Source organism: Halomonas sp. DP5N14-9, assembly GCF_019802175.1.
GTDB classification, from domain to species: domain Bacteria; phylum Pseudomonadota; class Gammaproteobacteria; order Pseudomonadales; family Halomonadaceae; genus Halomonas; species Halomonas litopenaei.
In genome coordinates this window covers 62,430-87,796 of sequence record NZ_JAHVHR010000001.1, presented here as the reverse complement: position 1 = coordinate 87,796, position 25,367 = coordinate 62,430, and the positions used below count along the sequence as shown (strand labels likewise).

26 protein-coding genes are annotated in these 25,367 nt (G+C 64.8%); 13 read left to right on the top strand and 13 right to left on the bottom strand.

The window, feature by feature from the left end; translation table 11 throughout:
* The first annotated feature begins 28 nt into the window (after positions 1 to 28).
* Entirely contained in the window at positions 29 to 244 is a 216-nt protein-coding gene (locus tag KUW00_RS00440; protein WP_261391914.1) for an aquaporin, read from the top strand.
* 190 nt (positions 245 to 434) lie between these two features.
* Positions 435 to 1,535, top strand: a complete 1,101-nt coding sequence (locus KUW00_RS00435; RefSeq protein WP_045994484.1) for a TRAP transporter substrate-binding protein — start codon at positions 435 to 437, stop codon at positions 1,533 to 1,535.
* A gap of 208 nt (positions 1,536 to 1,743) precedes the next feature.
* On the opposite strand, the gene KUW00_RS00430 is transcribed toward KUW00_RS00435, so the two are convergent.
* Positions 1,744 to 2,151: an acyl-CoA thioesterase gene (locus tag KUW00_RS00430; protein WP_124804648.1), complete on the bottom strand. Its 408-nt coding sequence runs from the start codon at positions 2,149 to 2,151 to the stop codon at positions 1,744 to 1,746.
* A 103-nt stretch (positions 2,152 to 2,254) separates the two neighbouring features.
* Between KUW00_RS00430 and KUW00_RS00425 the strand changes: the two genes are divergently transcribed.
* From KUW00_RS00425 to KUW00_RS00395, 7 genes are all read left to right on the top strand, one after another.
* Positions 2,255 to 3,361, top strand: a complete 1,107-nt coding sequence (locus KUW00_RS00425) for a PstS family phosphate ABC transporter substrate-binding protein (RefSeq protein ID WP_261391913.1) — start codon at positions 2,255 to 2,257, stop codon at positions 3,359 to 3,361.
* An 84-nt stretch (positions 3,362 to 3,445) separates the two neighbouring features.
* Positions 3,446 to 4,654 carry an ABC transporter permease subunit gene (locus KUW00_RS00420; RefSeq protein WP_222567986.1) on the top strand — a complete coding sequence of 403 codons (1,209 nt, stop codon included), beginning with the start codon at positions 3,446 to 3,448 and terminating at the stop codon, positions 4,652 to 4,654.
* Positions 4,651 to 6,216, top strand: coding sequence for a phosphate ABC transporter permease PstA (pstA, locus tag KUW00_RS00415; protein ID WP_261391911.1), 1,566 nt, complete (start codon positions 4,651 to 4,653; stop codon positions 6,214 to 6,216). Before KUW00_RS00420 ends, pstA begins: the two co-directional genes overlap by 4 nt.
* 86 nt (positions 6,217 to 6,302) lie before the next feature.
* Complete coding sequence (pstB, locus tag KUW00_RS00410; RefSeq protein WP_045994491.1) at positions 6,303 to 7,076, top strand: phosphate ABC transporter ATP-binding protein PstB; 774 nt, start codon at positions 6,303 to 6,305, stop codon at positions 7,074 to 7,076.
* A 32-nt stretch (positions 7,077 to 7,108) separates the two neighbouring features.
* Positions 7,109 to 7,843 carry a phosphate signaling complex protein PhoU gene (gene phoU, locus KUW00_RS00405; protein ID WP_108131973.1) on the top strand — a complete coding sequence of 245 codons (735 nt, stop codon included), beginning with the start codon at positions 7,109 to 7,111 and terminating at the stop codon, positions 7,841 to 7,843.
* A gap of 139 nt (positions 7,844 to 7,982) precedes the next feature.
* Positions 7,983 to 8,711 (top strand): sulfate transporter CysZ, encoded by a 729-nt coding sequence (cysZ, locus tag KUW00_RS00400; RefSeq protein ID WP_222567985.1) that lies wholly within the window; start codon positions 7,983 to 7,985, stop codon positions 8,709 to 8,711.
* A gap of 73 nt (positions 8,712 to 8,784) precedes the next feature.
* Positions 8,785 to 9,120: a YnfA family protein gene (locus tag KUW00_RS00395; RefSeq protein WP_222567984.1), complete on the top strand. Its 336-nt coding sequence runs from the start codon at positions 8,785 to 8,787 to the stop codon at positions 9,118 to 9,120.
* A 174-nt stretch (positions 9,121 to 9,294) separates the two neighbouring features.
* Here KUW00_RS00395 and phoR read toward each other — a convergent pair whose 3' ends face one another.
* The 4 genes from phoR to KUW00_RS00375 form a co-directional block, all read right to left on the bottom strand.
* The gene (gene phoR, locus KUW00_RS00390; protein WP_045991648.1) at positions 9,295 to 10,623 is read right to left on the bottom strand and encodes a phosphate regulon sensor histidine kinase PhoR; all 1,329 of its coding nucleotides are present in this window, start codon (positions 10,621 to 10,623) and stop codon (positions 9,295 to 9,297) included.
* 60 nt (positions 10,624 to 10,683) lie between these two features.
* Positions 10,684 to 11,373, bottom strand: coding sequence for a phosphate regulon transcriptional regulator PhoB (phoB, locus tag KUW00_RS00385; RefSeq protein WP_045991649.1), 690 nt, complete (start codon positions 11,371 to 11,373; stop codon positions 10,684 to 10,686).
* Positions 11,374 to 11,487: 114 nt separating this feature from the next.
* Positions 11,488 to 12,381: a 4-hydroxybenzoate octaprenyltransferase gene (gene ubiA, locus KUW00_RS00380; RefSeq protein WP_108131975.1), complete on the bottom strand. Its 894-nt coding sequence runs from the start codon at positions 12,379 to 12,381 to the stop codon at positions 11,488 to 11,490.
* 263 nt (positions 12,382 to 12,644) lie between these two features.
* Entirely contained in the window at positions 12,645 to 13,283 is a 639-nt protein-coding gene (locus KUW00_RS00375) for a chorismate--pyruvate lyase family protein (RefSeq protein WP_222567983.1), read from the bottom strand.
* Between the two features lie 161 nt (positions 13,284 to 13,444).
* Between KUW00_RS00375 and KUW00_RS00370 the strand changes: the two genes are divergently transcribed.
* From KUW00_RS00370 to KUW00_RS00360, 3 genes are all read left to right on the top strand, one after another.
* The gene (locus KUW00_RS00370; protein ID WP_222567982.1) at positions 13,445 to 14,605 is read left to right on the top strand and encodes an FAD-dependent oxidoreductase; all 1,161 of its coding nucleotides are present in this window, start codon (positions 13,445 to 13,447) and stop codon (positions 14,603 to 14,605) included.
* A 342-nt stretch (positions 14,606 to 14,947) separates the two neighbouring features.
* Positions 14,948 to 15,223, top strand: a complete 276-nt coding sequence (locus KUW00_RS00365; RefSeq protein ID WP_045991652.1) for an HU family DNA-binding protein — start codon at positions 14,948 to 14,950, stop codon at positions 15,221 to 15,223.
* A 91-nt stretch (positions 15,224 to 15,314) separates the two neighbouring features.
* The gene (locus KUW00_RS00360) at positions 15,315 to 15,671 is read left to right on the top strand and encodes a hypothetical protein (protein WP_045991653.1); all 357 of its coding nucleotides are present in this window, start codon (positions 15,315 to 15,317) and stop codon (positions 15,669 to 15,671) included.
* 45 nt (positions 15,672 to 15,716) lie between these two features.
* Here the strand turns inward: KUW00_RS00360 and recG are convergent, their stop codons facing one another.
* Both recG and KUW00_RS00350 read right to left on the bottom strand, forming a co-directional pair.
* The gene (gene recG / locus KUW00_RS00355) at positions 15,717 to 17,798 is read right to left on the bottom strand and encodes an ATP-dependent DNA helicase RecG (RefSeq protein WP_222567981.1); all 2,082 of its coding nucleotides are present in this window, start codon (positions 17,796 to 17,798) and stop codon (positions 15,717 to 15,719) included.
* Positions 17,795 to 18,712: a hydrogen peroxide-inducible genes activator gene (locus KUW00_RS00350; RefSeq protein WP_108132191.1), complete on the bottom strand. Its 918-nt coding sequence runs from the start codon at positions 18,710 to 18,712 to the stop codon at positions 17,795 to 17,797. Before KUW00_RS00350 ends, recG begins: the two co-directional genes overlap by 4 nt.
* A 116-nt stretch (positions 18,713 to 18,828) precedes the next feature.
* On the opposite strand from KUW00_RS00350, the gene KUW00_RS00345 reads away from it, so the two are divergent.
* Positions 18,829 to 19,707, top strand: coding sequence for an SDR family oxidoreductase (locus KUW00_RS00345; protein ID WP_222567980.1), 879 nt, complete (start codon positions 18,829 to 18,831; stop codon positions 19,705 to 19,707).
* Between the two features lie 382 nt (positions 19,708 to 20,089).
* Here KUW00_RS00345 and KUW00_RS00340 read toward each other — a convergent pair whose 3' ends face one another.
* The 6 genes from KUW00_RS00340 to gmk all read right to left on the bottom strand — a co-directional run bounded on the left by KUW00_RS00340 (position 20,090) and on the right by gmk (position 25,338).
* Entirely contained in the window at positions 20,090 to 20,584 is a 495-nt protein-coding gene (locus KUW00_RS00340) for an acyloxyacyl hydrolase (protein WP_052704262.1), read from the bottom strand.
* A 383-nt stretch (positions 20,585 to 20,967) separates the two neighbouring features.
* Positions 20,968 to 21,477, bottom strand: coding sequence for an RNA 2',3'-cyclic phosphodiesterase (gene thpR / locus KUW00_RS00335; protein ID WP_124804546.1), 510 nt, complete (start codon positions 21,475 to 21,477; stop codon positions 20,968 to 20,970).
* A 72-nt stretch (positions 21,478 to 21,549) separates the two neighbouring features.
* Positions 21,550 to 21,939 (bottom strand): RidA family protein, encoded by a 390-nt coding sequence (locus tag KUW00_RS00330; RefSeq protein ID WP_108131980.1) that lies wholly within the window; start codon positions 21,937 to 21,939, stop codon positions 21,550 to 21,552.
* Positions 21,940 to 22,023: 84 nt separating this feature from the next.
* The gene (locus KUW00_RS00325; RefSeq protein ID WP_222567979.1) at positions 22,024 to 24,156 is read right to left on the bottom strand and encodes a RelA/SpoT family protein; all 2,133 of its coding nucleotides are present in this window, start codon (positions 24,154 to 24,156) and stop codon (positions 22,024 to 22,026) included.
* 63 nt (positions 24,157 to 24,219) lie between these two features.
* Positions 24,220 to 24,477, bottom strand: a complete 258-nt coding sequence (gene rpoZ, locus KUW00_RS00320; protein WP_045991658.1) for a DNA-directed RNA polymerase subunit omega — start codon at positions 24,475 to 24,477, stop codon at positions 24,220 to 24,222.
* Positions 24,478 to 24,720: 243 nt separating this feature from the next.
* Entirely contained in the window at positions 24,721 to 25,338 is a 618-nt protein-coding gene (gene gmk / locus KUW00_RS00315; RefSeq protein WP_045991659.1) for a guanylate kinase, read from the bottom strand.
* Between the last annotated feature and the right edge of the window lie 29 nt (positions 25,339 to 25,367).

Genomic DNA, 25,367 nt, shown 5'->3' with positions numbered 1-25,367 from the left:
TCTAGTCATCAAGGCGCCGGTGACCGCCATGGGCCTGCTGACACTGATCCATCTGATCAGCATCCCGGTGACCAACACCTCGGTCAATCCGGCGCGCAGCACGGCGGTGGCGGTGTTCGTGGGTGGCTGGGCGCTGGCGCAGCTGTGGTTATTCTGGGTGGCGCCGCTGATCGGTGGTGTGCTGGGTGCGCTTGTCTACCGCCTGATCGGGTGCGCTCGACCGGTGGGAGAGCAGGCGACCTGAGGTGACTTGAGCAAGACGCAGGAAACCGGCCCGGCCATCGCCGGGCTGACCTGCATGGTGGTGGCTTGCAGGCGAATTTCGCTTTGCCGCATACTGCTTGGCGGACACCACGCCGAGCGCGGGGAATGGCGCTTCAGCGCGGCTCCCTGCGCTCCCGGCGTCGACACTACAAGCTTCAGGAGCTCGCCCCATGGAACGTCGTTCCTTCCTCAGGACAGCCGGCCTCGGCGCCGCCGGCGTAGCCGCCGCCCCCTTCGTCAATACCGCCAGCGCACAGGAAACCATCACCTGGAACATGGTGACGTCCTGGCCCAAGAACTTTCCGGCCCTCGGCACCGGAGCCAACGATCTGGCAGCGCGTATCGAGCGGATGTCCGGCGGACGCATGAAGGTCAGGGTCCATGGTGCCGGCGAGATGGTACCGCCGATGGAGGTCTTTGACGCCGTGTCCCAGGGAACCGCCGAGATGGGCCACTCCGCTTCCTACTACTGGCGGGGCAAGGTCGCGGCTTCTCAGTTCTTTACCGCCGTGCCCTTCGGCATGACCACCACCGAGACCAACGCCTGGCTGTACTACGGCGGCGGCCAGGAGCTGTGGGACGAGCTCTACGCCGACCACAACCTCAAGCCTTTCGCAGTGGGTAACACCGGCACCCAGATGGCTGGCTGGTTCAAGAAGGAAATCAACTCGCTTGAGGATATGCAGGGCCTCAAGCTGCGTCTGCCAGGGCTCGCCGGCGAGGCGATGGCCGGGATCGGCGTGACCACCCTGACCATTCCGGGTAGCGAGATCTTCACCTCCCTGCAGACCGGCGTGCTCGATGCCGCCGACTGGGTGGGGCCCTACAATGATCTGGCCTTTGGTCTGCATCAGGTGGCTGACTACTACTACACCTCGGCCTGGAATGAACCCAGCGCGGTGCTGGAAGGCACGGTCAACCTGGATGCCTGGAATGCGCTGCCCGATGACCTCAAGGCGGTGGTCAACGAAGCCGCCAAGGCCTCCAACCTGGCCATGATCAGCGAATTTGCCTTCCGCAACGCCGAGGCCTTGGACGCCTTGGTCAACGAGCATGGCGTCAAGCTGCGCTCGTTTCCGGAGGAAGTACTGGCGGCCCTGCATGACTCCTCGCAGCAGGTGCTGCAGAAGCAGGTCGACAACGACGAGGCGTCGGCGCGGATCTACGAGTCCTATCGCAATTTCCAGAGCCAGGTACGCAAGTTCTCTGACGTCGGTGAGTTCGCCTACCTGAAGGCCCGCGATAGCGTGCTTGGCCAAGGCGAGTCCTGACGCCAGGCAAGGCTCAAAAGTGGTGGCGCAGTCCCGGCGGTGACGGGCCTGGCGAGGTGATGAATGCTAGCGACGGAAAACCAGGCGCGCCACGGGCGCGCCTCTCTTGAAGGGCTATCTTGCAGGTCTAGTTCGCAGGACTAGCTTGCAGGTCTAGCTCGCACCTCTCTCTTGCCGGTCGCGTTCCCAGCTCTTGCTGAGGTATCGCTCAGGTATCGGATCGGACGCCGCGTATGCGACCGTTGTCATCCAGTGCCACCATCACATGGCGGGCCTCGGTGACCTTGTGCAGGTCGGCGTCTTCGGCGTCCTGGAGGGACCGGATCCAGACCTCCACGTCGATCTTGATGGAACTGTGGCCGATATCGCGCACCTCGGTGTAGACGCAGACCAGCGAGCCGACACGCACCGGGCACAGAAAGTCCATGCCTTCGATGGCGACGGTGGCGGTACGTCCCATCGCCTCGCGGCTGGCGGTCCATTCCGCGGCCTGATCCATCAGGCCCACCAGCCAACCTGCCGGGATATCGCCGTGGGCATTGGTATGCTGTCGTGTCGCGGCCAGCTGGAGCGTCAGCTGTCCCTTTGGCACGGGAACGTCATCGAGTTCTGTCATCATGGTGGGCGGCGCCTGGTCGTGGATGTTGTTGTGTCGTCATGGTACCCACCCGGGTCAGTCTTTCTCTACCGTTGGTGTCATGAAACGCCCAGGGGAGCGCATGTCTAGGTTGTCGCGTTGCATAGGTGCGCTCAAGCGCACGCTGTTGGCTCCCAGCCGGGAGCCGAGAACGCTGTCGATAGCGGTGTCGAGCGAGGCGCCGGCAGCGGTGTCGAGTGTGGCGCCGGCAGCGGTGTCGAGTGTGGCGCCGGGAGTGGCGCCAAGAGTGGCGTCGAGGCTTGTCTCGGGCCTGGTGCTTTCCGCCATGCTGGTGTCGGCGAAGGTTGCCGCCCATGACGTGGCCGGCTCTCTCGATGCGATTGGCTCGGATACCATGGCGGAGTTGATGCTGCGTTGGGGCGAGCAGTTCGAAGAACAGCGACCGGGGGTCAGGCTGCAGCTTCAGGTGGCCGGTTCGGCCAGTGCACCGCCTGCCCTGATCGCCGGCACCACCCTGCTGGGCCCCATGTCCAGACCCATGCAGGAGGACGAGTCCGCGGCCTTTATCGAGCGCCATGGCTACGCGCCAACGCCGGTGGTGGTCGGCAAGGATGCCCTGGTGGTGGTGGTCAATCGCCACAACCCCTTGTCTCGACTGTCTCGAGCAGAGCTCGATGCGATCTTTTCCGACACCCTCGCGTGCGGTGCCAGCGAGAGCATCGAGCGCTGGCAGCAGCTGGGGCTCGAGCACCCGGGGGGCACCATCCACCTGTATGGCCGCAACGCGGTCTCCGGCACCCATGGATTGTTTCGTCGCCGCGCCCTGTGTGACGGCGAATTCAAGGTATCGGTCATGGTGTCGGCGGGCTCTGCCGCCGTGGTGGCCGCCGTGGGGGACGATCCCGCAGGCATCGGTTACGCCGGCCTGAATCACTTGAATGCGGACGTCAAGGCGGTAGCGATCGGCAACGCCGAAGACGGGATTCTTCCGCGCCGACAATCGCTGCGAAGCGGCGGCTATCCGTTGTCACGGGACCTGTTGATCTACGTCAATCGCCCCCCCGAGGGCGAGCTTCCCGACGTCGAACGGGCCTTTCTCGACATGGTGTTGTCACCCTCGGGCCAACGGGTGGTCAAGGAGCTTGGTTTCGTGGCGCTGCCGCCGTCTGTGCTGGCCGCTCAGCGACATGCCCTGGGGCTGGCTGAACTGCCACGGGACGGGCCTTGAGAGATGCCAGGCCCCGGTCGGGTTGTCATCTGGGTGTCATGAAGTTGTCGTAATCTTTCGCTATATACCGATGGCCCAAGATCAATGTCTGACCCTTCTCCGATAACCTCACTGCACCAGACGAGACAGCGACGTGACCGCCTGGCGACCATGCTGATCACGGCCGGAGGGGTTGGCGTGCTGTTGGCGGTGGTCGCCATTGCGGTATTTCTGCTGGTCGAGGTGCTGCCGCTGTTCTGGCCGGATGGCGCTAGCTTTCCGCTGGAGGCGCTGTGGTCATCGCCAGACGTGAGCGGCGAGCCCGAATATCGCTGGCTGCCCCATCGGCTGGATGACGCCGCGATGCCCCAGGCGAGCCTGGCCCCGCTGTTGTGGGGCACCCTGGAAGCGGCCGCCTGGGCGTTGGTGGTGGCGATTCCCCTGGCGCTGGGTGCTGCGGCGCACTCCAGCCTGTACATGTCTCCCGGCCTGCGCGCACGGCTCAAGCCGACGCTGGAGCTGATGGAGGCGATGCCCAGCGTGGTGCTGGGGTTTATTGCCGGTCTGGCGCTGGGGCCCTGGGTCGAACGTCACCTGGCGCAGTCGCTGTCGATTGTGGTGGTGCTGCCCGCGGCGGTGGTGCTGCTGGCGTTGGGCTACCGGTGGTTGCCCGATCGGCTGAAGGCTGCCCTGACGTTACGTTGGGCGGCCCTGTGGTTGATCCCCTGCCTGTTGCTGCTGGTGTGGCTGGCGATGAGCGTGGCGCCGATGTGGGAAGGTTGGTGGTTCGATGGCGACCTGCGCCTGTGGGTCGAGGAGTCCTGGGGACTCGACGTGCAGGCACGCAACGCCTTGATCGTCGGGCTGGCCATGGGTTTTGCCGTGATTCCCGGCATCTACGCGCTTGCCGAGGATGCGCTGAGCGATGTGCCTCGGGAGTTGGCCGAAGGCGCCCAGGCCATGGGCGCGACCCGCTGGCAGACGCTCACCCGGGTGATGCTGCCGGTGGCGCTGCCAGGTGTCTTTTCGGCGATCATGATCGGCGCCGGGCGCGCCGTGGGCGAGACCATGATCGTGCTGATGGCCAGCGGCAACAGCGCGCTGATGACGGCGAGTCCGCTGGATGGCTTGAGGTCGCTGGCCTCGAGCATCGCTATCGAACTGCCGGAAGCGGCACCCGGGGGCAGCCACTATCGGCTGCTGCTGCTGGCGGCGCTGGCCCTGTTTGCCTTCACCTTTCTGGTCAACACCCTGGCCGAGGTGGTGCGCGTCCGCCTGAAGCGTCGTTTTACCCGGCGTAAGGGGGACGCATGAAGATTCCCGGCCACACCGCGGTGGGCATGCCCGGCAAGCGGCGCACCCGAGAGGGCCCCTGGGCCTGGTTGGCAGCGGCCTCGGTGGCGCTGTCGCTGATCATGCTGGGGGCCTTGCTGGTGCTGTTGAGCGTCAAGGGCCTGGCCAATTTCTGGCCAGCGACGGTCCACCAGTTGACCCTGAAGAGCGGTGAGATGGTGATAGGGGTTCCCCTGGAGACCCGCGAACTACCCTCCGGGCAGGGGGTGGAGCGGCGCTATCTTACCGCCAATCGTGATGACGGCGGTGGCATCTGGCGGTGGCTCGCCAATGACCAGATCACCGAAGACACCACGCCGGAGGATCTGGTGGTGCTGGAGCGGCGCCACTGGGGCACCTTCCTGGGGCGTCTGGTGGCCTTGCAGTCGGGTGATCAGCGCTTGACCGGTCCGGATGCCTGGACGGTGCTCGAGTCCCGGCTGAAGCAGATCAATGCCCTGCGCGACGAACGTTGGCGTCTGACCCACGACGAGATATTACCGCTGATCCGCAGCATGGAAGACCAGGATGGCCACCGCTCGGAGGATCGGCGTCTGGCCGACCTGCAGCGCCGGGCCAGTGAGCTTCAGCAGCGCATGCAGGGTGACCTGGTGGTGCTCGAGAATGGTCAGGGGCGCCGTCAGGAACAAGCCCTTGCCGAGATACTCGAGGCCTGGCGCCCCAACGCCATGGCCTGGCATGAAAAACTCGGCCACTGGGTGCGGGAGCTGTGGCAGTTTCTGTCCCAGGGGCCACGCGACGCCAATACCGCTGGTGGCGTCTGGCCGGCGATCTTCGGCACCATCCTGATGGTGCTGTTGATGTCGATTCTGGTCACGCCCTTCGGGGTGCTGGCGGCGGTCTATCTCAATGAGGTCGCCCACCAGGGTCGATTGACCCGACTGGTCCGGATCGGCGTGCGCAATCTGGCCGGGGTGCCGTCCATCGTCTACGGCGTGTTCGGCCTGGGGGTCTTCGTCTATGGCATCGGCGGCAGCATCGATCGCTGGTTCTTCGAATCGACGCTGCCCTCGCCGACCTTCGGCACCGGCGGGCTGCTGTGGGCCTCGCTGACCCTGGCGCTGTTGACCTTGCCGGTGGTGATCGTGGCCACCGAAGAAGGTCTTTCGCGGATCCCGCTGCACCAGCGTGAAGGCGCCCTGGCGCTTGGGGCCACGCGCTTCGAGACCTTGACACGGGTGGTGCTGCCGATGGCCACGCCGGCGATGCTGACAGGCCTGATCCTGGCGGTGGCCCGGGCCGCCGGTGAGGTGGCGCCGCTGATGCTGGTCGGGGTCGCCAAGCTGGCGCCGCAGGTGCCGCTGGACGGGGAGTTCCCCTTCCTCCACCTTGAAAGGAAGTTCATGCACCTGGGGTATCACATCTATGACGCGGCCTTTCACTCCAGCGATGTCCAGGCGGCGATGCCGCTGGTGTATGCCACAGCGCTACTGCTGGTCACGGTGATTCTGGTGCTTAACCTGACTGCAATATTCATGCGTCACTATTTGCGTAAGCGTCATGGTGCCCCGGTGCGCCGATGATGCAGGGAGAGGCAATGTCCATCGATGGCGAGCTGCCCAAGCGTCAGCTGGCCCAGGCAAGACTGGGAAATCGACGCGGGGCGGTCATGGAGTTTTCCGCGGCCGATACCTGCCTGGATATCCAGGGTTTGACCCTGGCCTATGGCGGCAAGACGGCGCTCAAGGATCTGACCCTGCGCATTCCACGCCATCGGGTCACGGCCTTTATCGGGCCGTCGGGCTGCGGCAAGTCGACGCTGTTGCGCGCCTTGAATCGTCTGCACGACCTCAATGAGGACGTCAGTCGTCACGGCCAGATTCATCTGGACGGCCACGATATCCATGACCCCAGGGTGGCGGTGGCCGAGCTCAGGCGTCGGGTGGGCATGGTGTTTCAGGCACCGAACCCCTTCCCCATGTCGATCTACGACAACGTCGCCTTTGGCCTGCGTCTGCAGGGAGGCTTGAGCAAGCGCCGCATCGACGATGTGGTCGAATGGGCACTGAAGTCGGCGGCGCTGTGGGACGAGGTCAAGGGGCGTCTACGGGCGTCGGCCTGGTCGCTCTCGGGAGGCCAGCAGCAGCGTCTGGTCATCGCCCGGACCCTGGCGGTGGAACCCGAGGTGCTGTTGCTCGACGAGCCGGCCTCGGCCCTGGATCCGATCTCGACGCTGAAGATCGAGGAGCTGATTCGCACACTCAAGCCGCATCTGACCCTGGTGCTGGTGACCCACAACATGCAGCAGGCGGCGCGGGTGTCGGACTATACGGCGTTTTTGCACAACGGTGAGCTGGTGGAGTACGGCCCGACCGACACCCTGTTCACGCATCCGCGCCTGAGGCGCACCGAAAACTACATCACTGGACGCATGGTGGGCTAGCGTCCCGTCCCATGCTTCTTCAGGAGACCTTCATGGATATCACCAGCGATACCCACAGCCAGCACATCTCGAGGCAGTTCAATCATGAGCTCGAGGAACTCAAGACCCACCTGATGGCCATGGGTGGCCTGGTGGAAAAGCAGGTGCAGGATGCCGTCAGTTCGTTGCTCGACGCCGACTCTGCACTGGCCTCTCGTGTGGTCGACAACGACCGCGCGGTCAATGACATGCAGGTCAAGATCGACGACGAGTGCACCCGCGTGCTGGCACGCCGTCAGCCGGCGGCCTCTGACCTGCGACTGGTACTGGCGGTGATTCGTGCAGCGTCGGATCTCGAGCGTATCGGTGATGAGGCCAGCAAGATCGCGCGCAACGCCATCGAACTGGTCGACGGCAACAACGGCACCCGCGGCTTCGTCGAGGTGCGCAATATCAGCGAGCACGTGCGTCACATGATGCGTGACGCCCTGACCTCCTTCGCGCGTTTCGACACCGAGCTGGCGATGCAGGTGGTGCAGGAAGACGAGCGGGTCGACAGCGAGTACCAGAGCGCCATGCGCTCGCTGATGACCTTCATGATGGAAGATGCGCGTTCGATCTCTCCGGTACTGGGCATCATGTGGATCCTGCGCGCGCTGGAGCGTGTCGGCGATCACGCCAACAACCTGGCCGAGTACGTCATCTATCTGGTCAAGGGCCTGGATATCCGTCACATCGCCCCTGACGACCTCAACCAGGAACTGCTCGACGACAGCAGCACGTCTTGACCTCGACGCCCTGAGCGGCGTCAATAGGCCGGCCCCGTCAGGGTCGTTGCCTGCACTCTGAGCATCGGGCCATCGTCGAGACGATGGCCCGATGTCGTTGGGGCACCTTCATCTTCAGCCACTGCCAAGGATCGATGTCATGCTGAATGCCCTCGAGGCGGTCCGCCGCGGAACCCGCCTGGTCTATAGCCAGGGCCTGCGTCGTTATGTGTTTCTTCCCATTCTGGTCAACCTGCTGGTCTACGCCGGCATGCTCAGCTACGTGCTCGGTGAGTTCGGTGGCTGGCTCGATAGCTGGATGGCCATGGTGCCGAGCTGGCTGGAATGGCTCGACTGGCTGATCTGGCCGTTGTTCGTGGTCAGCCTCGTGCTGATCGTGTTCTTCAGCTTTACCCTGGTCACCCACCTGATCGCCGCCCCCTTCTACGGCTTCCTGGCGGCCCGGGCCGAGGTCGAGCTGACCGGCCGCGAGCCCATCGATGATCGTGGCTGGCTCAAGACCGGTCTCGACGCCCTGGGCAGGGAGCTGTTGAAGCTGGCCTATATCCTGCCGCGCATGATCGGGCTGTTTATCCTGAGCTGGATTCCGGTGGTCAACCTGATCGCGCCGCTGTTGTGGGCGGCCTTCAGCGCCTGGGTCATGGCGATCACCTACCTCGACTACCCGATGGATAACAACAAGGTCAGCTTCGCCGATATGCGCAAGCGCCTGTCGGCGCACTGGTGGCCGAGTCTCAGCTTCGGTGGCCTGGTGACCTTGATCACCTGGATCCCGCTGGCCAACCTGTTTCTGATCCCCGGGGCCGTGGCCGGCGCGGTGCTGATGTGGGATCAGCACTATCGGCAGTTGCCGGTGGTAAGGCGTTGAGCAGCAGTTTGAGCACCGCTGTCGGCGCTGTCGATGGCCGTACGGCGTCAAAAGGGGATAGCAGGGAGTGGCCATGACGGCGCTGTTGCCAAGTCTTTTGCTCTATATCGCGGCGGCGCTGGCCGAGATCGCCGGCTGCTTTGCGGTGTGGCGCTGGTGGCGAGATGACGCCTCGGCATGGTGGCTGCTGCCCGCGATGGCGAGTCTGATGGCCTTCGCCTGGCTGCTCAGTCAGACCGATGCCGACTACGCCGGGCGTGCCTTTGCCGCTTACGGGGGCGTCTACATCGTGGCGTCGCTGGGCTGGCTGTGGTGGGTCGAGCAGCGCCTGCCGGATCGCTGGGACCTGATCGGGGGAGTGCTGTGTCTGGCGGGTGCCGCGGTCATCCTGCTGGGGCCCAGGAGCTGATGGGAGCACGCCCTGTTCGTTCTGGCGGGGCCTAGGCGCTGTCCGAAAAGTCGACGAGCGAAGGTTAGACAAGGCAAAAATCGGTGAGAAAGCGCAGTTTACGGGGTGTAAATGAGCATTTTGATCCGATTTTTAACGCCGTATTACCGAGCGCAGGCACTTTTCAGACAAGCCCTAGTGCACAGCGCCGGCGCGGCCGAGCGCCACCGGGTCGGCCGCTGCCAGCCGGCTCGAGGGAAAGATGCAGCGGAAGGTTGCGCCCTCGCCGAGTCGGGAGTCGATATCCAGGCGTGCCTCGTGGCGCAGCAGCACATGCTTGACGATGGCAAGCCCCAGGCCGGTACCACCGGTGGCGGTGCTGCGGCCCTTGTCGACCCGGTAGAAGCGTTCGGTAAGGCGTGGCAGGTGCCTCGGATCGATGCCTTCGCCGTCGTCTTCCACCTCGAGGCAGGCGCCTTCGCCGTAGGCACGCCAGCGTAGCGTGATATGGGCGCCGTCACCGGCGTAGCGCACCGCATTGAAGGCCAGGTTGGAGACCGCGCTGTGCATCTCCTTCTCGCTGCCGGTGAGACTGCGCGATTCTTCGACGACGACCTCGATCTGCTGGCGGCCGCCTGACAATGCCTCGGCGTCGCGCTTGACCGCCTGCAGCAGGGTGGTGGGGTCGAGGCGAACGTGGTCGCTGCCGCCCTGGTCGTTCTCGAGTCGTGACAGCAGCAGCAGGTCGTTGACCAGATTCTGCATGCGGCGCGTCTGGCTCTGCATCTGGGCGACCCCCTTGCCCAGGCGTTCCGGCAGCATGCCGGCCATGTCGCTGTAGGTCTCCAGGTAGCCGGTCAGCACGGTCAACGGCGTGCGCAGCTCGTGGGAGACGTTGGCGACGAAGTCGCGGCGCATCTGTTCCAGGCGATGCAGACGGGTGATATCGCGGGCCATGACCAGGCGTTCATCGTCACCGTACAGGGTGATCTGGAACTGCAGGATCATGTTCTCGTCGATGGGGGAGGGCAGGCTCAGCGGTTCGCGGTAGTCACGGGCATTGAAGTAGCCGACGAAGCGCGGGTCGCGCAGCAGGTTGGTGATGTGCTGGCCGCGGTCCAGCGCCGGCTTCAGGCCGAGCATGCGCTCGGCAGAGCTGTTCCACCACTCCAGGTCGCCGTGGCGATCGAGCATCACCACGCTGTCGCGCATCGCCTCGGACGATTCCTGGATACGCTGCAGGGTCGAGCGCAGGCGGCGCTGGGTGATCCGCTGGCCTTTCTGGTAGCGATAGAGGCGATCGAACAGCTCGCCCCACAGGCCACTGGCGGTGGGAGGTTCCTGCTGGGGGCGGTGGGTCAGCCAGTCGTGCATCGCGTGCAGGTTGCGCAGGTGATAGCTGAGCCCAAGCGCCAGGCCCAGGCCGATGCCTACGCTGGACAGCGAGAAGGGCCAGCCCAGCAAGGCGCCGAGACCCACCAGCACGGCCAGGCGCCAGACTTCTCGTCTCCACAGACGACCCACGTCAGTTCTCGGCTCCGTTCACCTCATCCCTCCTGGTGCTGCGTTGCGTCGATGGCTCGCTCAGACCTTGGCCGAAAAGCGATAACCGGTACCGCGTACGGTCTGGATCAGTTGCTGATGGGGTTCCCCCAGGGCCTTGCGCAGGCGGCGGATATGCACGTCGACGGTACGTTCTTCCACGTAGACGTTGCCACCCCAGACCTGATCGAGCAACTGGCCACGGGTGTAGGCGCGCTCCTGGTGGGTCATGAAGAACTGCAGCAGGCGATATTCGGTGGGGCCCATGTCCAGTGACTTGCCGTCGACGCTGACGCGATGGCTGACCGGGTCGAGCTTGAGGCCTTCCACCTCCACCGGGTCCTCGACGCCCCGCGGAGTGGCGCGTCGCAGCACTGCCTTGAGTCTGGCTACCAGTTCTCGCGGCGAGAATGGCTTGGTGATGTAGTCGTCGGCGCCGGCTTCGAGGCCCTGGATCTTGTTGTCCTCCTCACCCTTGGCGGTGAGCAGGATGATCGGCAGCTCTGCGGTGGTTTCCTCGCGCTTGAGCCGGCGGGCCAGTTCGATGCCGCTGGTGCCCGGCATCATCCAGTCCAGCAACAGCAGGTCGGGCTGGTCATCGACGATGATGGCGTGGGCGGCCTGAGCATTGTCCGCCTCGAGCACCCGGTAGTCGGCCATTTCCAGCGCCACCGCGATCATTTCGCGGATCGGGGCTTCGTCATCGACGATCAGTACGGTCTTGGCGGTCATCCCGGGAGCCTCTTGGTCAGGGTCTTACACTCGACGGTGACAAATGACACCACGTCAATGTGACAATTAGATGACATTGTATCCATTGTCGAGCGACCGAGACGGGCATTTCCCTCACCCGAGGGAGGGATAGAGGCTCAGTCCGAGTCCGGCGAACAGCAATAGGCCCGACCAGTGGTTGTTGAGAAAGGCCTGGAAGCAACGGTCGCGGTCACGGCTCTTGATCAGCCGCTGCTGGTGGACAAAGGTCGCGCCCATGGCCAGCCAGCCGAGCCAGAAGAAGCCGCCCAGCGCCAGCAGGCTGCCGGCCCAGGCCAGCAGCCCCAGGGTAGCCAGCTGCAATAGCGCAATGATGCGGGTGTCCCAGCGGCCGAACAGCACCGCGGTGGACTTGATGCCGATCTTGAGGTCGTCGTCGCGGTCCACCATGGCGTATTCGGTGTCGTAGGCCACCGTCCACAGCACGTTGGCGGTAAACAGCAGCCAGGCGACCATCGGGACTTCGCCGAGCACCGCGCCGAAGGCCATCGGAATGGCCCAGGAGAAGGCCGCGCCCAGCACCACCTGGGGGAAGTGGGTGTAGCGCTTCATGAAGGGATAGCTGGCGGCCAGCACCGCTCCGATCAACGACAGCCACACGGTAAAGCCGTTGGTTAGCCAGACCAGCGCGAAGGCCGATCCCAGCAGACACACGAACAGCACCTTGGCCTCCCGCTCACTGATGCGGCCGGTAGCCAGCGGTCGGTTCTTGGTGCGTTTGACGTGGCCATCGAAGTGGCGATCGGCGTAGTCGTTGACCACGCAGCCCGCCGCTCGCATCAGGTAGACGCCGGCGACGAAGATCAGCAGGGTGTCACGGCCCGGAATGCCCTCGGAGGCCACCCACAGCGCCCACAGGGTCGGCCACATCAACAGCCAGGTACCGATGGGGCGGTCCAGACGCATCAGCGCCAGAAAGTCGGGAATTCGGTTCAGGTATCCAGGGGGACGCAGCAGCGAACGATCCATCGGTCTCTCTCATGCTCTGGCGCAGGTCAGGCGAAAATGAGGCGTAAGCCGGGCAAAAGTCGCTTCTCGGAGAAACATCGCCGAGAAGCCTTGGCGCAGCCTAGCGCGAGCCGACGGCCATGACCAGCAAGGCGAGCCCAGCCAGGCTCGACCGGCACGACAAGACCAGTAGGCCATCATCATTCGTACAGGGCTTCGGCGGGCTACCGTCAGCCCACGCCATGGTTGGCGCCTCGGTGTCCGAAGAGGGCGACAACAGGGAGTCAGCCGGTGGCCGAGGCGGCTAGCGACAACGCCCGGCCCATGGCCGGCATAAAGCTCTCCTGCACCAGCAGCACCCAGCCGCTGTGACGAAATACCGAGCGGCGTTGCCACAGCCCGGTATAGCCGTGGATCGGCCTCGAGTTACGGCCGATCTGAATGGCGCTGCGCTCGAGATCGGGCTGGCGAAACAGCCAGCTGCCGAGAGAGGTCTCGCCGAGGCCTTCGAAGGGAGCGTCGTGACGCTCGACGATCGGTGCCACGCTGCGCGCCACCACCCAGGGCTCCTCGTCCACGCACAGGGCGACCTCGCGCAGCCAGGCCTGCTCGTCGCTGGCCAGACCCAGCACGTGGGCCTCGTCCGGCCACGGCAGGCCCTTGGCCTCCGCCAGCAGGCGTACGCGAAAGTGCCCGGCGCCTGCCGCCTCGATCAGGCGTTCTGTCAGGGAGTCCCGCGAGGCCAGCCAGGCGTGCCAGTCAGCGGGCACCGCGATGCCACCGGAGGCCAGCGACACCCAGCCGGGGTCGACGATATCGGCCGCGTCGGCATTCGGCGAAGCGGCTGTGGCTGGCGCGGGATTACCCGGTTCGGACCCCGAGCGCTCCCCCAGGGAGCGGAATGTGGAAGGAAGCTGTGTCATGCGGCCTCGGCAGGGCTGTCGTCACCGGAGGGCGGTGCTCCGGTCGGTCGGCGCATAGTGTACCATGTGGCCCAGCACTCACCCGCTGGTGTGGCCCCGTGCGGGCCGGCCCAGCTTCAACAGCGACCGCCCGGCGGTCGTCGGCAGAGTCGAAGGAAGCGATGCAAGGACCCTTGACCATCATCGGTACCGGCATGGCGGGCATAGGCCTGGCACGCCAGGTGCGGGCGCTGGACGCCCACCGACCGATCACCCTGATCAGCGCCGACTCAGGCGATGACTATTCCAAACCGCTGCTGTCCACCGGCTTCGCCAAGGGCCTGGCGGCGGACCGGCTGGCCGCGCGCTCGGCGCTGGAACTGGCCGATCAACTGGGCGCGGTGGTACGTCCCCACACCAGGGTCGATGTCATCGATCTGGCGTCGCGCACCCTGAGCCTGGGCCAGGAACGCCTGCCCTGGTCGGATCTGGTGATGGCCACCGGTGCCAGCCCCGTGGCGCCCTTCGAGATTCCCGATGCCCTGGCCGGACGGGTGTTCTCGATCAATGATCTCGACGACTATCGGCGTTTTTCGGCAGGCCTCGAGGCGCTGGGGCGCCCGGCTCGGGTGGCCATCGTCGGCCTCGGACTGGTCGGCTGTGAATTTGCCAACGATCTGCACGCCGGTGGTCATCGCGTCTGCCTGGTCGGCCCTGAACCCTCGTTGCTGCCCAGATTGCTGCCCCGGCGACTGGGTCAGACCCTGAGCCAGGCCTTCATCGAGGCCGGCATCGACGTCATCCATGGCCGTCTGGTGAGCAGGCTCGAAGGTGCCGGTGGTGACATCGGTGTGCACCTCGACGACGGCCATGAGCTGGAGGCGGATATGGTGCTGGTGGCCACCGGTCTGAAGCCGCGCTCTCGGCTGGCGCGAGAGGCCGGTATCGCGACAGATAATGATGCCATCGCTGTCGATCGCTACCTTAAAAGCTCCGATCCTCGTGTTCATGCGCTGGGTGATGTGGCCTCGGTGGACGGTGTCAATGCCATGTACGTGCAGCCGCTGCAGGCTTCGGCCAAGGCGCTGGCTGCGACCCTGTGTGGTCGTCCCACCCAGGTGCGTTACGGGCCCTGGCCGGTGCTGGTCAAGACGCCGCTGCTGCCGGTGGTGGCGCTGCCGCCGATGACCGACAAGGTGCATTGGCGAATCGAGGCCGACGGCGAGGATATCAGCGCCCTGGCCGAGGATGACGAAGGGCGTCTGCAGGGCTTTGCGTTGACGGGAAAATGCGTTCGTCGGAAAGTCGAACTGGCGCGGGCGGCACCGCCGTTGCTAGGCTAGGTTCGTCAACGGCGCGGGTTGTACGCGATACAGCCGTCGTTGAAGGTGCCACCGAGGCAGGGCAATTCTATCGGGGACGACCGCCACGACGTGTGGCTGGCCGGTGTCGTATCGCCGATTTCGTACCGATGGAAGAGGCAAGGTCCCGTCGGCGGTGGCTCTCGCTAGTCGAAAGACAGTCAGGAAGCGCTGAGCGCACCGTGATGTTCATCGTCGTGGTCAACGATCCTGTTGTCACGGCGCAGGGCCGGGGACTGCCCGTGTGGACACTCGGACAGTGTTTCCATAACAATGATGCCGGTGTCACGGCACCGGAGTATCAAGCCAAACCAGGAGGGCTGTATGCGCAAGCCAGAACTCGCCGCGGCGATTGCCGAGCGTGCCGATCTATCCAAGGACAAGGCCAGCCAGGTGTTGAACGTCATCCTCGACGAAATCACCGGTAGCGTGTCTTCCGGCCAGGACGTGTCGTTGATCGGCTTCGGCACCTTCACCGTGCGCGAGCGTGCCGCCCGCACCGGCAAGAACCCTCAGACGGGCCAGCCGCTGAAGATTCCCGCCAGCAAGACAGTCGCCTTCAAGCCCGGCAAGGGGCTCAAGGACGCAGTCGCCCGCTGAGGTGACGACTACCACCGCCTGTCCTCCAGGCGGTGGATCGATATCGCGGCCCGGTAGCGGGCCGCGCCTACCCGTCGACCGGTGAGGCAACATGACCCTGAGACTGATGCTGTGGCTGCTGGGCGTCATGCTCAAGCGGGCCTTCAAGCGCAAGGCGCGATTCCGCGAACGTCTGCAAGACCGGGGTGGGCTCGACTGGGGCATCGCCACTGAAGATCTGTCCATCGCGCGCCACTATCGCATGCGTCCCACGGGGATCGAGAGTCAGCGCGGACTGCCGGTGGATCTCGATCTGGAACTACGCTTCCAGGACAGTCAGACCGCGATCAAGGTACTCCGGCGCCCCTCCCAGCGCACCTTCCTCGATGCCATGATGGCCGGCCAGCTGCGACTGGTGGGCGACGCCCAGGATCTTGATCGGCTGCAGCGTCTGCTCAAGCACCTGTGAGGCACACCTGATCCATACCCGGCCCACACCTGGTCTACACCCGGTTCACACCTGGCCATAGCGGCCGGCTTCCTCGCCCAGCCAGCGCCTGATCAGTGGCCTGCTGGCCTCTGCTGCCTGCTCGAGCAGGGCATCGGCCAGTGGAGTGATGCGCGGCAACAGGTCGGCATCACGCTCCAGGTCGGCGATCTTCATCTGGGCCAGCCCCGTCTGGCGGGTGCCCAGCACCTCTCCGGGGCCACGAATCTCGAGGTCCCGCTCGGCGATGCGGAAGCCGTCGGTGGTCTCGCGCATGACCGACAGGCGCTGTTTGGAGGACTCCGATAGCGGCGGATGGTAGAGCAGCACGCAGTAGCTCTCGGTACTGCCGCGCCCCACCCGGCCACGCAGCTGATGCAGCTGCGATAGCCCCAGACGTTCGGGGTTCTCGATGATCATCAGGCTGGCGTTGGGCACGTCGACACCGACCTCGATGACCGTAGTGGCAACCAGCAGGTCCAGCTCGCCGCTCTTGAAGGCGGCCATCGTCTCGGCCTTCTCGGCCGCCTTCATGCGCCCGTGGACCAGGCCGACGGCCAGGCCCGGCAGAGCCTCGGTCAGCTCCTCGTGGGTCACCTCGGCGGCCTGGCAGGTCATCGCCTCGGACTCCTCGATCAGGGTGCAGACCCAGTAGGCCTGGCGGCCCTCGTCGCAGGCCGAGCGGATGCGCTGAATCACCTCGGGCCGGCGTTCGTCCGGCACCACAGCGGTGGTCACCGGGGTACGCCCGGGCGGCAGCCCATCGATCACCGAGACGTCCAGGTCGGCGTAGGCGCTCATCGCCAGGGTGCGAGGAATCGGGGTGGCGGTCATCACCAGCTGATGGGGCGTCAGCCCGCCCTGTTCGCCCTTCTCGCGTAGCGCCAGACGCTGATGCACGCCAAAACGGTGCTGTTCGTCGATGATCGCCAGGCCCAGACGAGAGAACACCACATCATCCTGGAAGATGGCGTGGGTGCCGACGATCATGCGCGCTCGACCGTCGGCGATGGCGGCCTTGGTGTCCAGGCGCGCCTTGCCCTTGAGCTTGCCCGACAGCCAGGCCACGTCGATGTCCAGCGGCGCAAACCAGTCGCGGAAGGCGCGGTAGTGCTGCTCGGCCAGCAGTTCGGTGGGGGCCATGATGGCGGCCTGGCAGCCGCCGGCGATGGCCGTCAGTGCCGCCATCGCCGCCACCACGGTCTTGCCCGAACCGACGTCGCCCTGGACCAGACGCAGCATTGGCGCGGGCCTGGCCAGGTCGGCTCCGATCTCGTCGAGCACGCGACGCTGGGCGCCGGTCAACGAAAACGGCAGCTGGGCCAGAAAGCGAGTCTTCAGGCTGCGACCGCTGGGCAGCTCCGGCGCGCCGTCCGACTGAATGCGCAGGCGCACCTCGCGCAGGCTCAACTGGTGGGCCAGCAGCTCTTCCATGGCCAATCGCCGGGTGGCCGGGTGATGCCCGTCGCTTAGCGCCTCGACGTCGCTGTCGGGGGGCGGATGGTGCAGGGTGGCGAGGCTATCGTGCAGCGAGGCCAGGCCGAAGCGCTGACGCAGGTTTTCCGGCAGGTAGTCCGGCAGCGCCTCGGGGGTTTCTTCGAGCAGCGTCATGGCCTGATCGATCAGCGCCCGCAGACGTGCCTGGGCAAGCCCCTCGGTGGTGGGGTAGATCGGTGTCAGGTGGTCTTCCACCGGCGGTTCACTGCCACCGATCAGACGATATTCCGGGTGGTAGATCTCCAGACCGGTCGCGCCGGCGCGGGCCTCGCCAAAGGCACGCACCCGCACGCCGGGGCGAAACTGCTGCTGCTGCGCCGGCGAGAAGTGGAAGAAGCGCAGGCTGAGGATGCCGCTGCCGTCACGTAGTCGTACCAGCAGGCTGCGGCGGCGACCGCGGACCACGTCGGCGGCGGATACCTCGCCCTCGACCACCGCCTCGTGTCCCCCTCGCAGGGTGGCGATAGGGGTGATCCGGGTGCGGTCCTGGTAGCGCAACGGCAGGTGAAACAGCAGGTCCTCGATTCGCTCCACCTTGAGCCGGGCCAGCTTCAGGGCCAGCGCCTCGCCGACCCCCTTGAGCGTCGTGACCGGGTCCGCCAGCCCGCTCACGGAGTCTCCGATTCGGCGGCGCGGCAGCGCGCGATGGCTTCGGTCACCGCATCGATGGCCTTGGGCCGGGGAAAGCTGGCGCGCCAGGCGATCGCCACGGTACGTCCGGGGGGATCCGTGAAGGGGCGGCTGATCAGCATGCCGCTCTCGTAGTGGCTGGTGCCGATGGCCGAGCGTGGCAGCACCGTGATGCCGAGTCCCGAGGCCACCATATGGCGGATGGTCTCGAGTGATCCGCCTTCGGCGGTGAGGGTATTGTTGGGGCTGTTGAGCTTGTGGCTGATCGCCGGGCACGCCTCGAGGATCTGGTCGCGGAAGCAGTGGCCTTCGCCCAGCAACAGCAGGCGTTCATCGAGGAGGTCTTCCTTGGCGATGGTCTCGCGCTCGGCCCAGGGATGCTCCGCCGGCAGCAGCACCTCGAAGTCTTCCTTATAGAGCGGCTTGGTGACGACGTCGGTCTCGGTGAACGGCAGCGCCACGATGATGGCGTCGAGCTCGCCATTTCTGAGCTTGCGGCGCAGCCCGCCGGTAAAGCCTTCCTCGATGTACAGCGGCATCTGGGGCGCGCCGCGGGTCAGCTCCGGGATCAGGTGCGGGAACAGATAGGGCCCGATGGTATAGATCGCACCGATACGCAAGGGGCTTGCCAACTGGTCCCGGCCGGCGGTGGCCAGTTCCTTGATGGCGCTGCTTTGCTCCAGTACGCGCTGGGCCTGTTCCACGATCTTTTCGCCGAGGGGTGTGACCTGTACCGTGGACTTGGAGCGCTCGAACAGGGCAACCTCCAGCTCCTCTTCCAGCTTCTTCACCGCCACCGAGAGGGTCGGCTGGGAGACGAAACAGCGCTCGGCGGCGCGGCCAAAGTGGCGCTCCTGAGCCAAGGTTACGATATAGCGGAGTTCTGTTAGAGTCATGATGGTGCCGATCGGCATCCTCTATCCGGGGTATTGATCGAGGCGCCAGACGCTGGACGCGCGGGTCTCCGGGCCGGAGCCTCATAGGGATTTTATATCAGGGGGACGCGGTAAAGGTGAAGACAACGACACTGATTGTTGGTTGTGGCGACATTGGCATAACGCTGGGACGCGAGCTGCTCGCCAGTGGACACCGGGTGATCGGCGCGCGTCGCCGGCCCGAGTGCCTGGCGGATTCGGGTATCGAAGGCGTCAAGGTCGATCTTGCCGACCCCGAGACGCTGGCTGAACTGCCCGATGCCGACATCCTGGTCTACGTGGTCAGCGCCGACCGCTTCGAGGAGGAAGCCTATCGCGCCGCCTACCCCGAGGGCCTGAAGGCGGTACTGGCGACCATGGCCACCCGTGACAAGGCGCCTCGCCACGTGTTCTTCGTGTCCTCCACCAGCGTCTACGCCCAGCGCGACGGCGAGGTGGTGGACGAGACCAGCCCGGCAGAACCCACCGGTTTCTCCGGTGTGCTGATGCGAGAGGCCGAGCAGGCGTTGATCGAACATGATCTGCCCGGCAGCGTGGTGCGTTTCTCCGGCATTTACGGCCCTGGGCGTGATCGCCTGATCCGCCAGGTGGGCGAGGGCCGCATCGCGCCGGCGTCACCGACTATGTACTCCAACCGCATCCACCGCGATGACTGCGCCGGGGTGCTGGCCCATCTGATCGGCAAGGCGCTGGAGGGAGCCACCCTCGAGCCCCTGTACCTGGCCAGTGACACCGAGCCGGCCCCGCTCAACGAGGTAATGACCTGGCTGGCGAAACAGCTCAAGGTGGAATGTACCGAAACCATTCAGTCACCGCTGCGTCGCAGGGCCAGCAAGCGCTGCGACTCCAGCCTGCTGATCGACAGCGGGTATCGCTTCCGTTACCCGACCTTCCGTGACGGCTATACCCAGGTGCTGAAGGAAGGCGGTTTTCTCAAGGCCGGCGTGGTGGAGTAAGGCCGGCGTCGAGCACCGGATCGACGAGGGTTTCAAAAGGACCGACAGCGCAAGGTCCGACAGCGCATGGCCGGCAATGGAAAACTGCCGGCCAGTTAGCAGAAAAAGCCCGCAACAAGGTTGCGGGCTTTTTCTTATCGACTTTTTCTTGCGGACTTTTCTTGCAGGCTTTTTCTTGCGGACTTTTTTTGCGGTAGTGGCAGCGCGGGGGCGATCGCTTGCCCCGCCTCGTTCAGGACGAACGGGGAGTCATCGCTAAAAATGGCATGACAAGATCGTGCAGCGCACGTCTTGTCCGATAAAAGCGTATTCGTTTTGGTGTCTCGAGTGCGCCGAATGCATCGCCAGGGTCTGACCCTTGTCGGTCACATCCCGCAAGGCTTCAGTAGGCAAGGCGCCAGTTGAGCGCATACAGCTCGAAGCCATCGTTGGGCTCCTTGATACTGGCGTTGGAGTAGTGGGTGGCACTGATCGAAAGATCGCCGTAGGGGCCCATCCGTAGACCCAGGGCGAGACGATCCTCGAACTGGAAGGAGCTCCCCAGATCACGGTCCTCGATATGGGTATCGATAAAGGCCGAGGCACCGATGCCACCTTCCACGAAGACGTGGTCCCAGCTGTAGCGCAGCGCAGGACGCAGGTAGAAGGCCTGGTTGGCGCTACGGTCGTCGCCTTCGAACAGGATCACCCCGGTGCCCAGGCGCAGGTCCAGTGAGGGATGATAGCGACTCAGGTCGAAGGTCCAGTCATAGCCCAGATCCAGTGCCCCGGTGCCCTCGCTGGTGGAGCCGAGGCCGAGGGTGGGGCCTGCCGTGGCGGTAGAGGCGAGTCCCATGAGCAGGCAGCAGGCCAGCGGGCGGGCGAGTGAGGTAGTCATGGCGATTCCCCTATCCTTGTTGTGTCCTCGGGTCGTGAATCCCGCTGGCCCGAGCGCTGTTCGTTATTGTCTTTTGCAAATGGCTTTCGACACCGGCATTCGCACTCGTGCCACTGTCGCGTCTTGCCCGGATATCGATGATGCAGATGTGCTGCAATACGCTAGTCCCGGGTCCCACCATCGTTCGTGATTCAGGTCACATTCTTCTGCATAGCCGTGAGGTTTCTGCACAGCGGAAAAGCTCTTGTCGATAGGCCAACCCCAGGTAGATCGGTCAACAGGCAGACCCTCCGGGTGTACGAAAGGTGGTGTTCCTGTGCCTGGCCGGAGCCTACGCTCAAGGGTGCCACTATCGGTCAGATGGCAGAGCTACCCATACCGAGTTATCGACTGGTTGCGAGCGTGGTATATCGGCTGCCTTCATGACTAATTGATGACTGTATTAGTTGAATTGAAGTATAAGGCCAGCAGAAACAATCTTCTGATAAAGGTTGTGCTGATTGAGTCATCGCACTACGCAGTAACGATACATGGGGACGAAATTGCTGCGGTTGGTGGGGCAGGCCCCATCGGGTGAGCTGTTGCGACAGGTCGCTCTGCAGCTTGAGAAGGGAGTCGGGGGGAGAGGAAGGACCGATCCAGGCGATGCCGGGCCGGTGGAAGTAGCCTACGTGGTCGAGGGTCAGCCGACCGGGCGCACAGGGGTAGCGCTGGACCCAGCGACGCAGCTTCAAGGCGGTGGTGTCGCTCTGCTCACCGAGGAAGGCCAGCGTCAGATGAAGGTTGTCGTCGGGGATGCGGCGCCCGCCCAGTTCGGCGTGCAGCCGGTCGGCCAGCCCGCCGAGGCGTTGGCGCAGCGCAGTCGGCGGCGTGAGCGCAAGAAACAGTCGCATCCCCGGATTGCCCAGGCAGGGAGCGAGGCCGGAAATCCAGACGCCTCGGACCCTGACCTCAGGCTCCGTCCATCAGTCGCCGATGACCATCACCGCCTCGGCTTCGAACTGGGCGCCCTTGGGCAGGGCCTTGACGCCGACCGCGGCACGCGCCGGGTACGGCTTGGTGAAGACCTCTTCCATCACCTTGTTGACGGTGGCGAAGTTGTCCAGGTCGACCAGGTAGAGGTTGAGCTTGACGATGTCCTGCAGCGAGCCTGCGGCCTCTTCACACACCGCCTTGAGGTTGGTGAAGACCTGGCGCGCCTGGGCCTCGAAGTCGTCGGAAACCAGCTCCATGGTGGCCGGGTCCAGCGGAATCTGGCCAGACATGTAGACGGTGTTGCCGGCCTTGATGGCCTGGGCGTAGGGGCCGATGGCGGCGGGCGCCTGGTCGGTGTTGATGACAGCCTTGTTGCTCATTGTTGACTCCTGATGTCGTGTCAGCGGCAAATAGCAACACCACCACCAGGGCCGTCATCGGGATGACGGCCCTGGCGTCGGGGCTCAATTGCCAAGTCGAGAGATCTTGCCGATATGCGAAAGGTTACGCAGTCGTTTGATGATGCGTGCCAGATGGGTCCGATTACGCACAGAAAGTGTCAGATTGACGATCGAGAGACGGGCGTCACGCTCCTCGATGCCGATGCGCTCGATATTGGCGTCGGCGTCGGTGATCAGGCCGGCCAGCTCGGCCACCAGGCCGCGACGACTTTCGACCTCGAGGCGCAGCGCCACGGGGAAGTCCTCGTCGATGGTGTCCGACCAGTTGAGCGTCAGCAGTTTCTCCGGGTCGCTCTTCAATTCCTGGAGGTTGCGGCACTCGGAGCGGTGTACCACGATGCCCTTGCCCACCGACAGATGGCCGATGATCGGGTCTCCCGGCAACGGGTGGCAGCAGCGGGCAAACTTGATCACCATGCCTTCGACACCGCTGATGGTGACCCTGGAGCTGTCCTCGGCGGCCTCGCTATGGGCGATTCGCTCGCCACGGTGCAGTTCCACCAGACGACGGGCGATCACCTGGGTCATGCGATTGCCAAGGCCAATGGCTTCGAGCAGGGCGGATTCGCTCTGCAGCTCCATCTCCTTGAGCAGCCGTGCCATGACGTCTTCGCCGACGTCCTCCAGATGCACGCCGAACTCGCCCAGCGCCTTGGTCAGCAGGCGGCGTCCCAGCTGTACCGCTTCGGTATGCTGCTGATGCTTGAGCGCATGGCGGATGGCCGAACGCGCCTTGGCGGTAACGACGAAATTGAGCCAGGCGAGGTTCGGCTTGCCGCCCGGAGAGGTGATGATCTCCAGCGTCTGGCCGCTCTCCAGGCGCGATGACAGCGGGGCCAGATGGCGGTCGATGCGACAGGCGATGCAGGTGTTGCCGATCTCGGTGTGCACGGCGTAGGCGAAGTCGATCACGGTGGCGCCCTGCGGCAGCTCCATGATGTCGCCTTTCGGCGTGAACACGTAGATATCATCGGGGAACAGGTCGTTCTTGACGTGTTCGATGAACTCCAGCGAATCGCCGGCATGGCGCTGCATCTCGAGCAGCCCCTTGACCCATTCCCGGGCCCTGGCGCGGCTGCCTTCGGCGATCGGGTGGGAGGTCTGCCCGGCCTTGTACAGCCAGTGGGCGGCGATACCGTTGTTGGCCATCGCCTCCATTTCCCGGGTACGGATCTGGACCTCGATGGGCATGCCGCTGTTGCCGAACAGGGTGGTATGCAGGCTCTGGTAGCCGTTGGCCTTGGGGATGGCGATGTAGTCCTTGAAGCGCCCCGGGACCGGCTTGTAGAGATTGTGCACCATACCGAGGATGCGATAGCAGCTGTCGACGTCGTCGGCGATGATGCGAAAGCCGAACACGTCCATGATTTCGGCGAAGGACTTTCGCTGGTCGCGCATCTTGCGATAGATCGACAGCAGGTGCTTCTGGCGGCCGATCACCGTGCCCTTGAGCTCGTGCTCGTCGAGCCGGGTCTGCAGCGCGTTCTGCACCTGACGGATGGCCGAGCGACGGTTGCCTCTGGCGCTGGCCACGGCGCGCTTGATGCGTTCGGCGCGCATCGGGTGGATGGCCTGGAACGACAGGTCCTCCAGCTCGACCCTGATGGTATTGATGCCTAGGCGGCTGGCCACCCGGGCATAGATCTCGAGCGTCTCCCGGGCGATGCGGCGCTTCTTGTCCGGGCGCAGCGCGCCCAGGGTACGCATGTTGTGCAGCCGGTCGGCCAGCTTGACGATGATTACCCGGATATCCCGGGACATCGCCATGACCATCTTCTGGAAGTTTTCCGCCTGGGCGACGGCCTTGTCCTCGAAGGTGATCTGGGTGAGCTTCGAGACGCCGTCGACCAGTTCGGCCACGGCTTCGCCGAACTGCCCGGCGAGGGCATCCTTGGAGCCCCCGGTATCCTCGATGACGTCGTGCAGCATGGCCGCCATCAGGCTCTGATGGTCCATGTGCATGTTGGCGAGGATGTTGGCCACCGCCAGCGGGTGGGTCACATAGGGTTCGCCGGAGCGACGACGCTGGCCGTCGTGGGCCTGTTCGGCATAATAGAAGGCACGCCTGACCTGCTGGATTTCCTCGGCGGGCAGATAGCCTCCGAGTCGGTCAGACAGATCGTCGATCGTGAACATGTGGCGTGCCCTGACTGCGTGATGAGAGGTCCGAAGGGCGACTCGCGGCCGCCTTCGGCACGATCATTCCTCGGAGGGCGAGGCCTGGTACTCGGGACGGAAGCGGCTGGGCGCCTCGACCGGCTCGTCCAGCACGCTGTGGTCGATCAGGCCCTCGGCGATCTCGCGCAGAGCCATGACCGTGGGCTTGTCGTTTTCCCAGGGAAGCAGCGCGTCGCGTGAGCCACGGGCCAGCTGCCGGGAGCGCTGGGTGGAAATCATCACCAGCTTGAAACGGTTCTCGACGTGTTCCAGACAATCTTCGACAGTAACTCGCGCCATTGGGCCCTTCCTGATCTGACAGACGGTGTGTCGGGCAGGTGCTGGCCTTTCGCGGTCGGCGAGACGGACTGTGCCCCCGTCGACGATTGCGCCCGGGGGTTGCACCTGCGAAGTGACAGGCTAGATTACTCGAGTCACGCCGCCTGTGACAAGACGCCGGGGTCTGGTTGCAGCGCCGAAAAGCGAGCCGTGGGAGGCGTGGGTTGCCCGCGCTCCTCGGCGACTTGCCTTTGAAAGCGTGTTCTAGTCGGACAGAAGCGCCTCGAGCAGCGGGGCATGGCGCTGTCCAAGGCGCGGTGTGGCCAGGCGCTGGCTCACTACCAGGGCGCGCAGCTCGTCCAGTGCGGTGGTGAAGTCGTCGTTGATGACCAGGAAGTCGTATTCGCTGTAGTGGGACATTTCGCTGACCGCCTCACGCATGCGCGCGCTGACCACCTGATGGTCGTCGGTGCCGCGGCTCGACAGGCGGCGTTCAAGCTCTTCCCGCGAAGGCGGCAGGATGAACACCGAGACAGCCTCTGGCATCTGCTCGCGAACCTGGCGGGCGCCTTGCCAGTCGATCTCCAGGATCACGTCCTGACCGGCGGCCAGCAGTGTCTCCACGGCGCTGCGCGAGGTGCCGTAGCAGTTGTCGAAGACCCGAGCGTGCTCGAAGAAGTCACCCTGCTCGATCATCGCCTCGAAGGTGGCCATGTCGACGAAGTGGTAGTTCACGCCGTCGACCTCGCCCGGGCGCATGGGGCGGGTAGTGTGGGAGACCGAGACCTGAATGCCGTCGAGACCCTCGATCAATTCACGCACCAGGCTGGTCTTGCCGGCGCCGGAAGGGGCAGAAACGATAAACAGCGTACCTTGGGACATGGGCGGGGTCTTCACTTGGAGGCCTTGGG

Bases quoted from the DNA above. Each gene is read 5' to 3' on its own strand.
- pstA (WP_261391911.1), top strand. From the start codon at position 4,651: ATGAAGATTCCCGGCCACACCGCGGTGGGCATGCCCGGCAAGCGGCGC.
- ubiA (WP_108131975.1), bottom strand. From the start codon at position 12,381: ATGGATCGTTCGCTGCTGCGTCCCCCTGGATACCTGAACCGAATTCCC.
- pstB (WP_045994491.1), top strand. From the start codon at position 6,303: ATGGAGTTTTCCGCGGCCGATACCTGCCTGGATATCCAGGGTTTGACC.
- gmk (WP_045991659.1), bottom strand. From the start codon at position 25,338: ATGTCCCAAGGTACGCTGTTTATCGTTTCTGCCCCTTCCGGCGCCGGC.
- KUW00_RS00395 (WP_222567984.1), top strand. From the start codon at position 8,785: ATGACGGCGCTGTTGCCAAGTCTTTTGCTCTATATCGCGGCGGCGCTG.
- KUW00_RS00425 (WP_261391913.1), top strand. From the start codon at position 2,255: ATGTCTAGGTTGTCGCGTTGCATAGGTGCGCTCAAGCGCACGCTGTTG.
- KUW00_RS00435 (WP_045994484.1), top strand. From the start codon at position 435: ATGGAACGTCGTTCCTTCCTCAGGACAGCCGGCCTCGGCGCCGCCGGC.
- phoU (WP_108131973.1), top strand. From the start codon at position 7,109: ATGGATATCACCAGCGATACCCACAGCCAGCACATCTCGAGGCAGTTC.
- KUW00_RS00350 (WP_108132191.1), bottom strand. From the start codon at position 18,712: ATGACTCTAACAGAACTCCGCTATATCGTAACCTTGGCTCAGGAGCGC.
- KUW00_RS00420 (WP_222567986.1), top strand. From the start codon at position 3,446: ATGTCTGACCCTTCTCCGATAACCTCACTGCACCAGACGAGACAGCGA.
- rpoZ (WP_045991658.1), bottom strand. From the start codon at position 24,477: ATGGCGCGAGTTACTGTCGAAGATTGTCTGGAACACGTCGAGAACCGT.
- KUW00_RS00340 (WP_052704262.1), bottom strand. From the start codon at position 20,584: ATGACTACCTCACTCGCCCGCCCGCTGGCCTGCTGCCTGCTCATGGGA.
- KUW00_RS00360 (WP_045991653.1), top strand. From the start codon at position 15,315: ATGACCCTGAGACTGATGCTGTGGCTGCTGGGCGTCATGCTCAAGCGG.
- KUW00_RS00325 (WP_222567979.1), bottom strand. From the start codon at position 24,156: ATGTTCACGATCGACGATCTGTCTGACCGACTCGGAGGCTATCTGCCC.
- phoB (WP_045991649.1), bottom strand. From the start codon at position 11,373: ATGACCGCCAAGACCGTACTGATCGTCGATGACGAAGCCCCGATCCGC.
- KUW00_RS00370 (WP_222567982.1), top strand. From the start codon at position 13,445: ATGCAAGGACCCTTGACCATCATCGGTACCGGCATGGCGGGCATAGGC.
- KUW00_RS00330 (WP_108131980.1), bottom strand. From the start codon at position 21,939: ATGAGCAACAAGGCTGTCATCAACACCGACCAGGCGCCCGCCGCCATC.
- KUW00_RS00375 (WP_222567983.1), bottom strand. From the start codon at position 13,283: ATGACACAGCTTCCTTCCACATTCCGCTCCCTGGGGGAGCGCTCGGGG.
- cysZ (WP_222567985.1), top strand. From the start codon at position 7,983: ATGCTGAATGCCCTCGAGGCGGTCCGCCGCGGAACCCGCCTGGTCTAT.
- KUW00_RS00430 (WP_124804648.1), bottom strand. From the start codon at position 2,151: ATGACAGAACTCGATGACGTTCCCGTGCCAAAGGGACAGCTGACGCTC.
- KUW00_RS00440 (WP_261391914.1), top strand. From the start codon at position 29: ATGGGCCTGCTGACACTGATCCATCTGATCAGCATCCCGGTGACCAAC.
- thpR (WP_124804546.1), bottom strand. From the start codon at position 21,477: ATGCGACTGTTTCTTGCGCTCACGCCGCCGACTGCGCTGCGCCAACGC.
- KUW00_RS00365 (WP_045991652.1), top strand. From the start codon at position 14,948: ATGCGCAAGCCAGAACTCGCCGCGGCGATTGCCGAGCGTGCCGATCTA.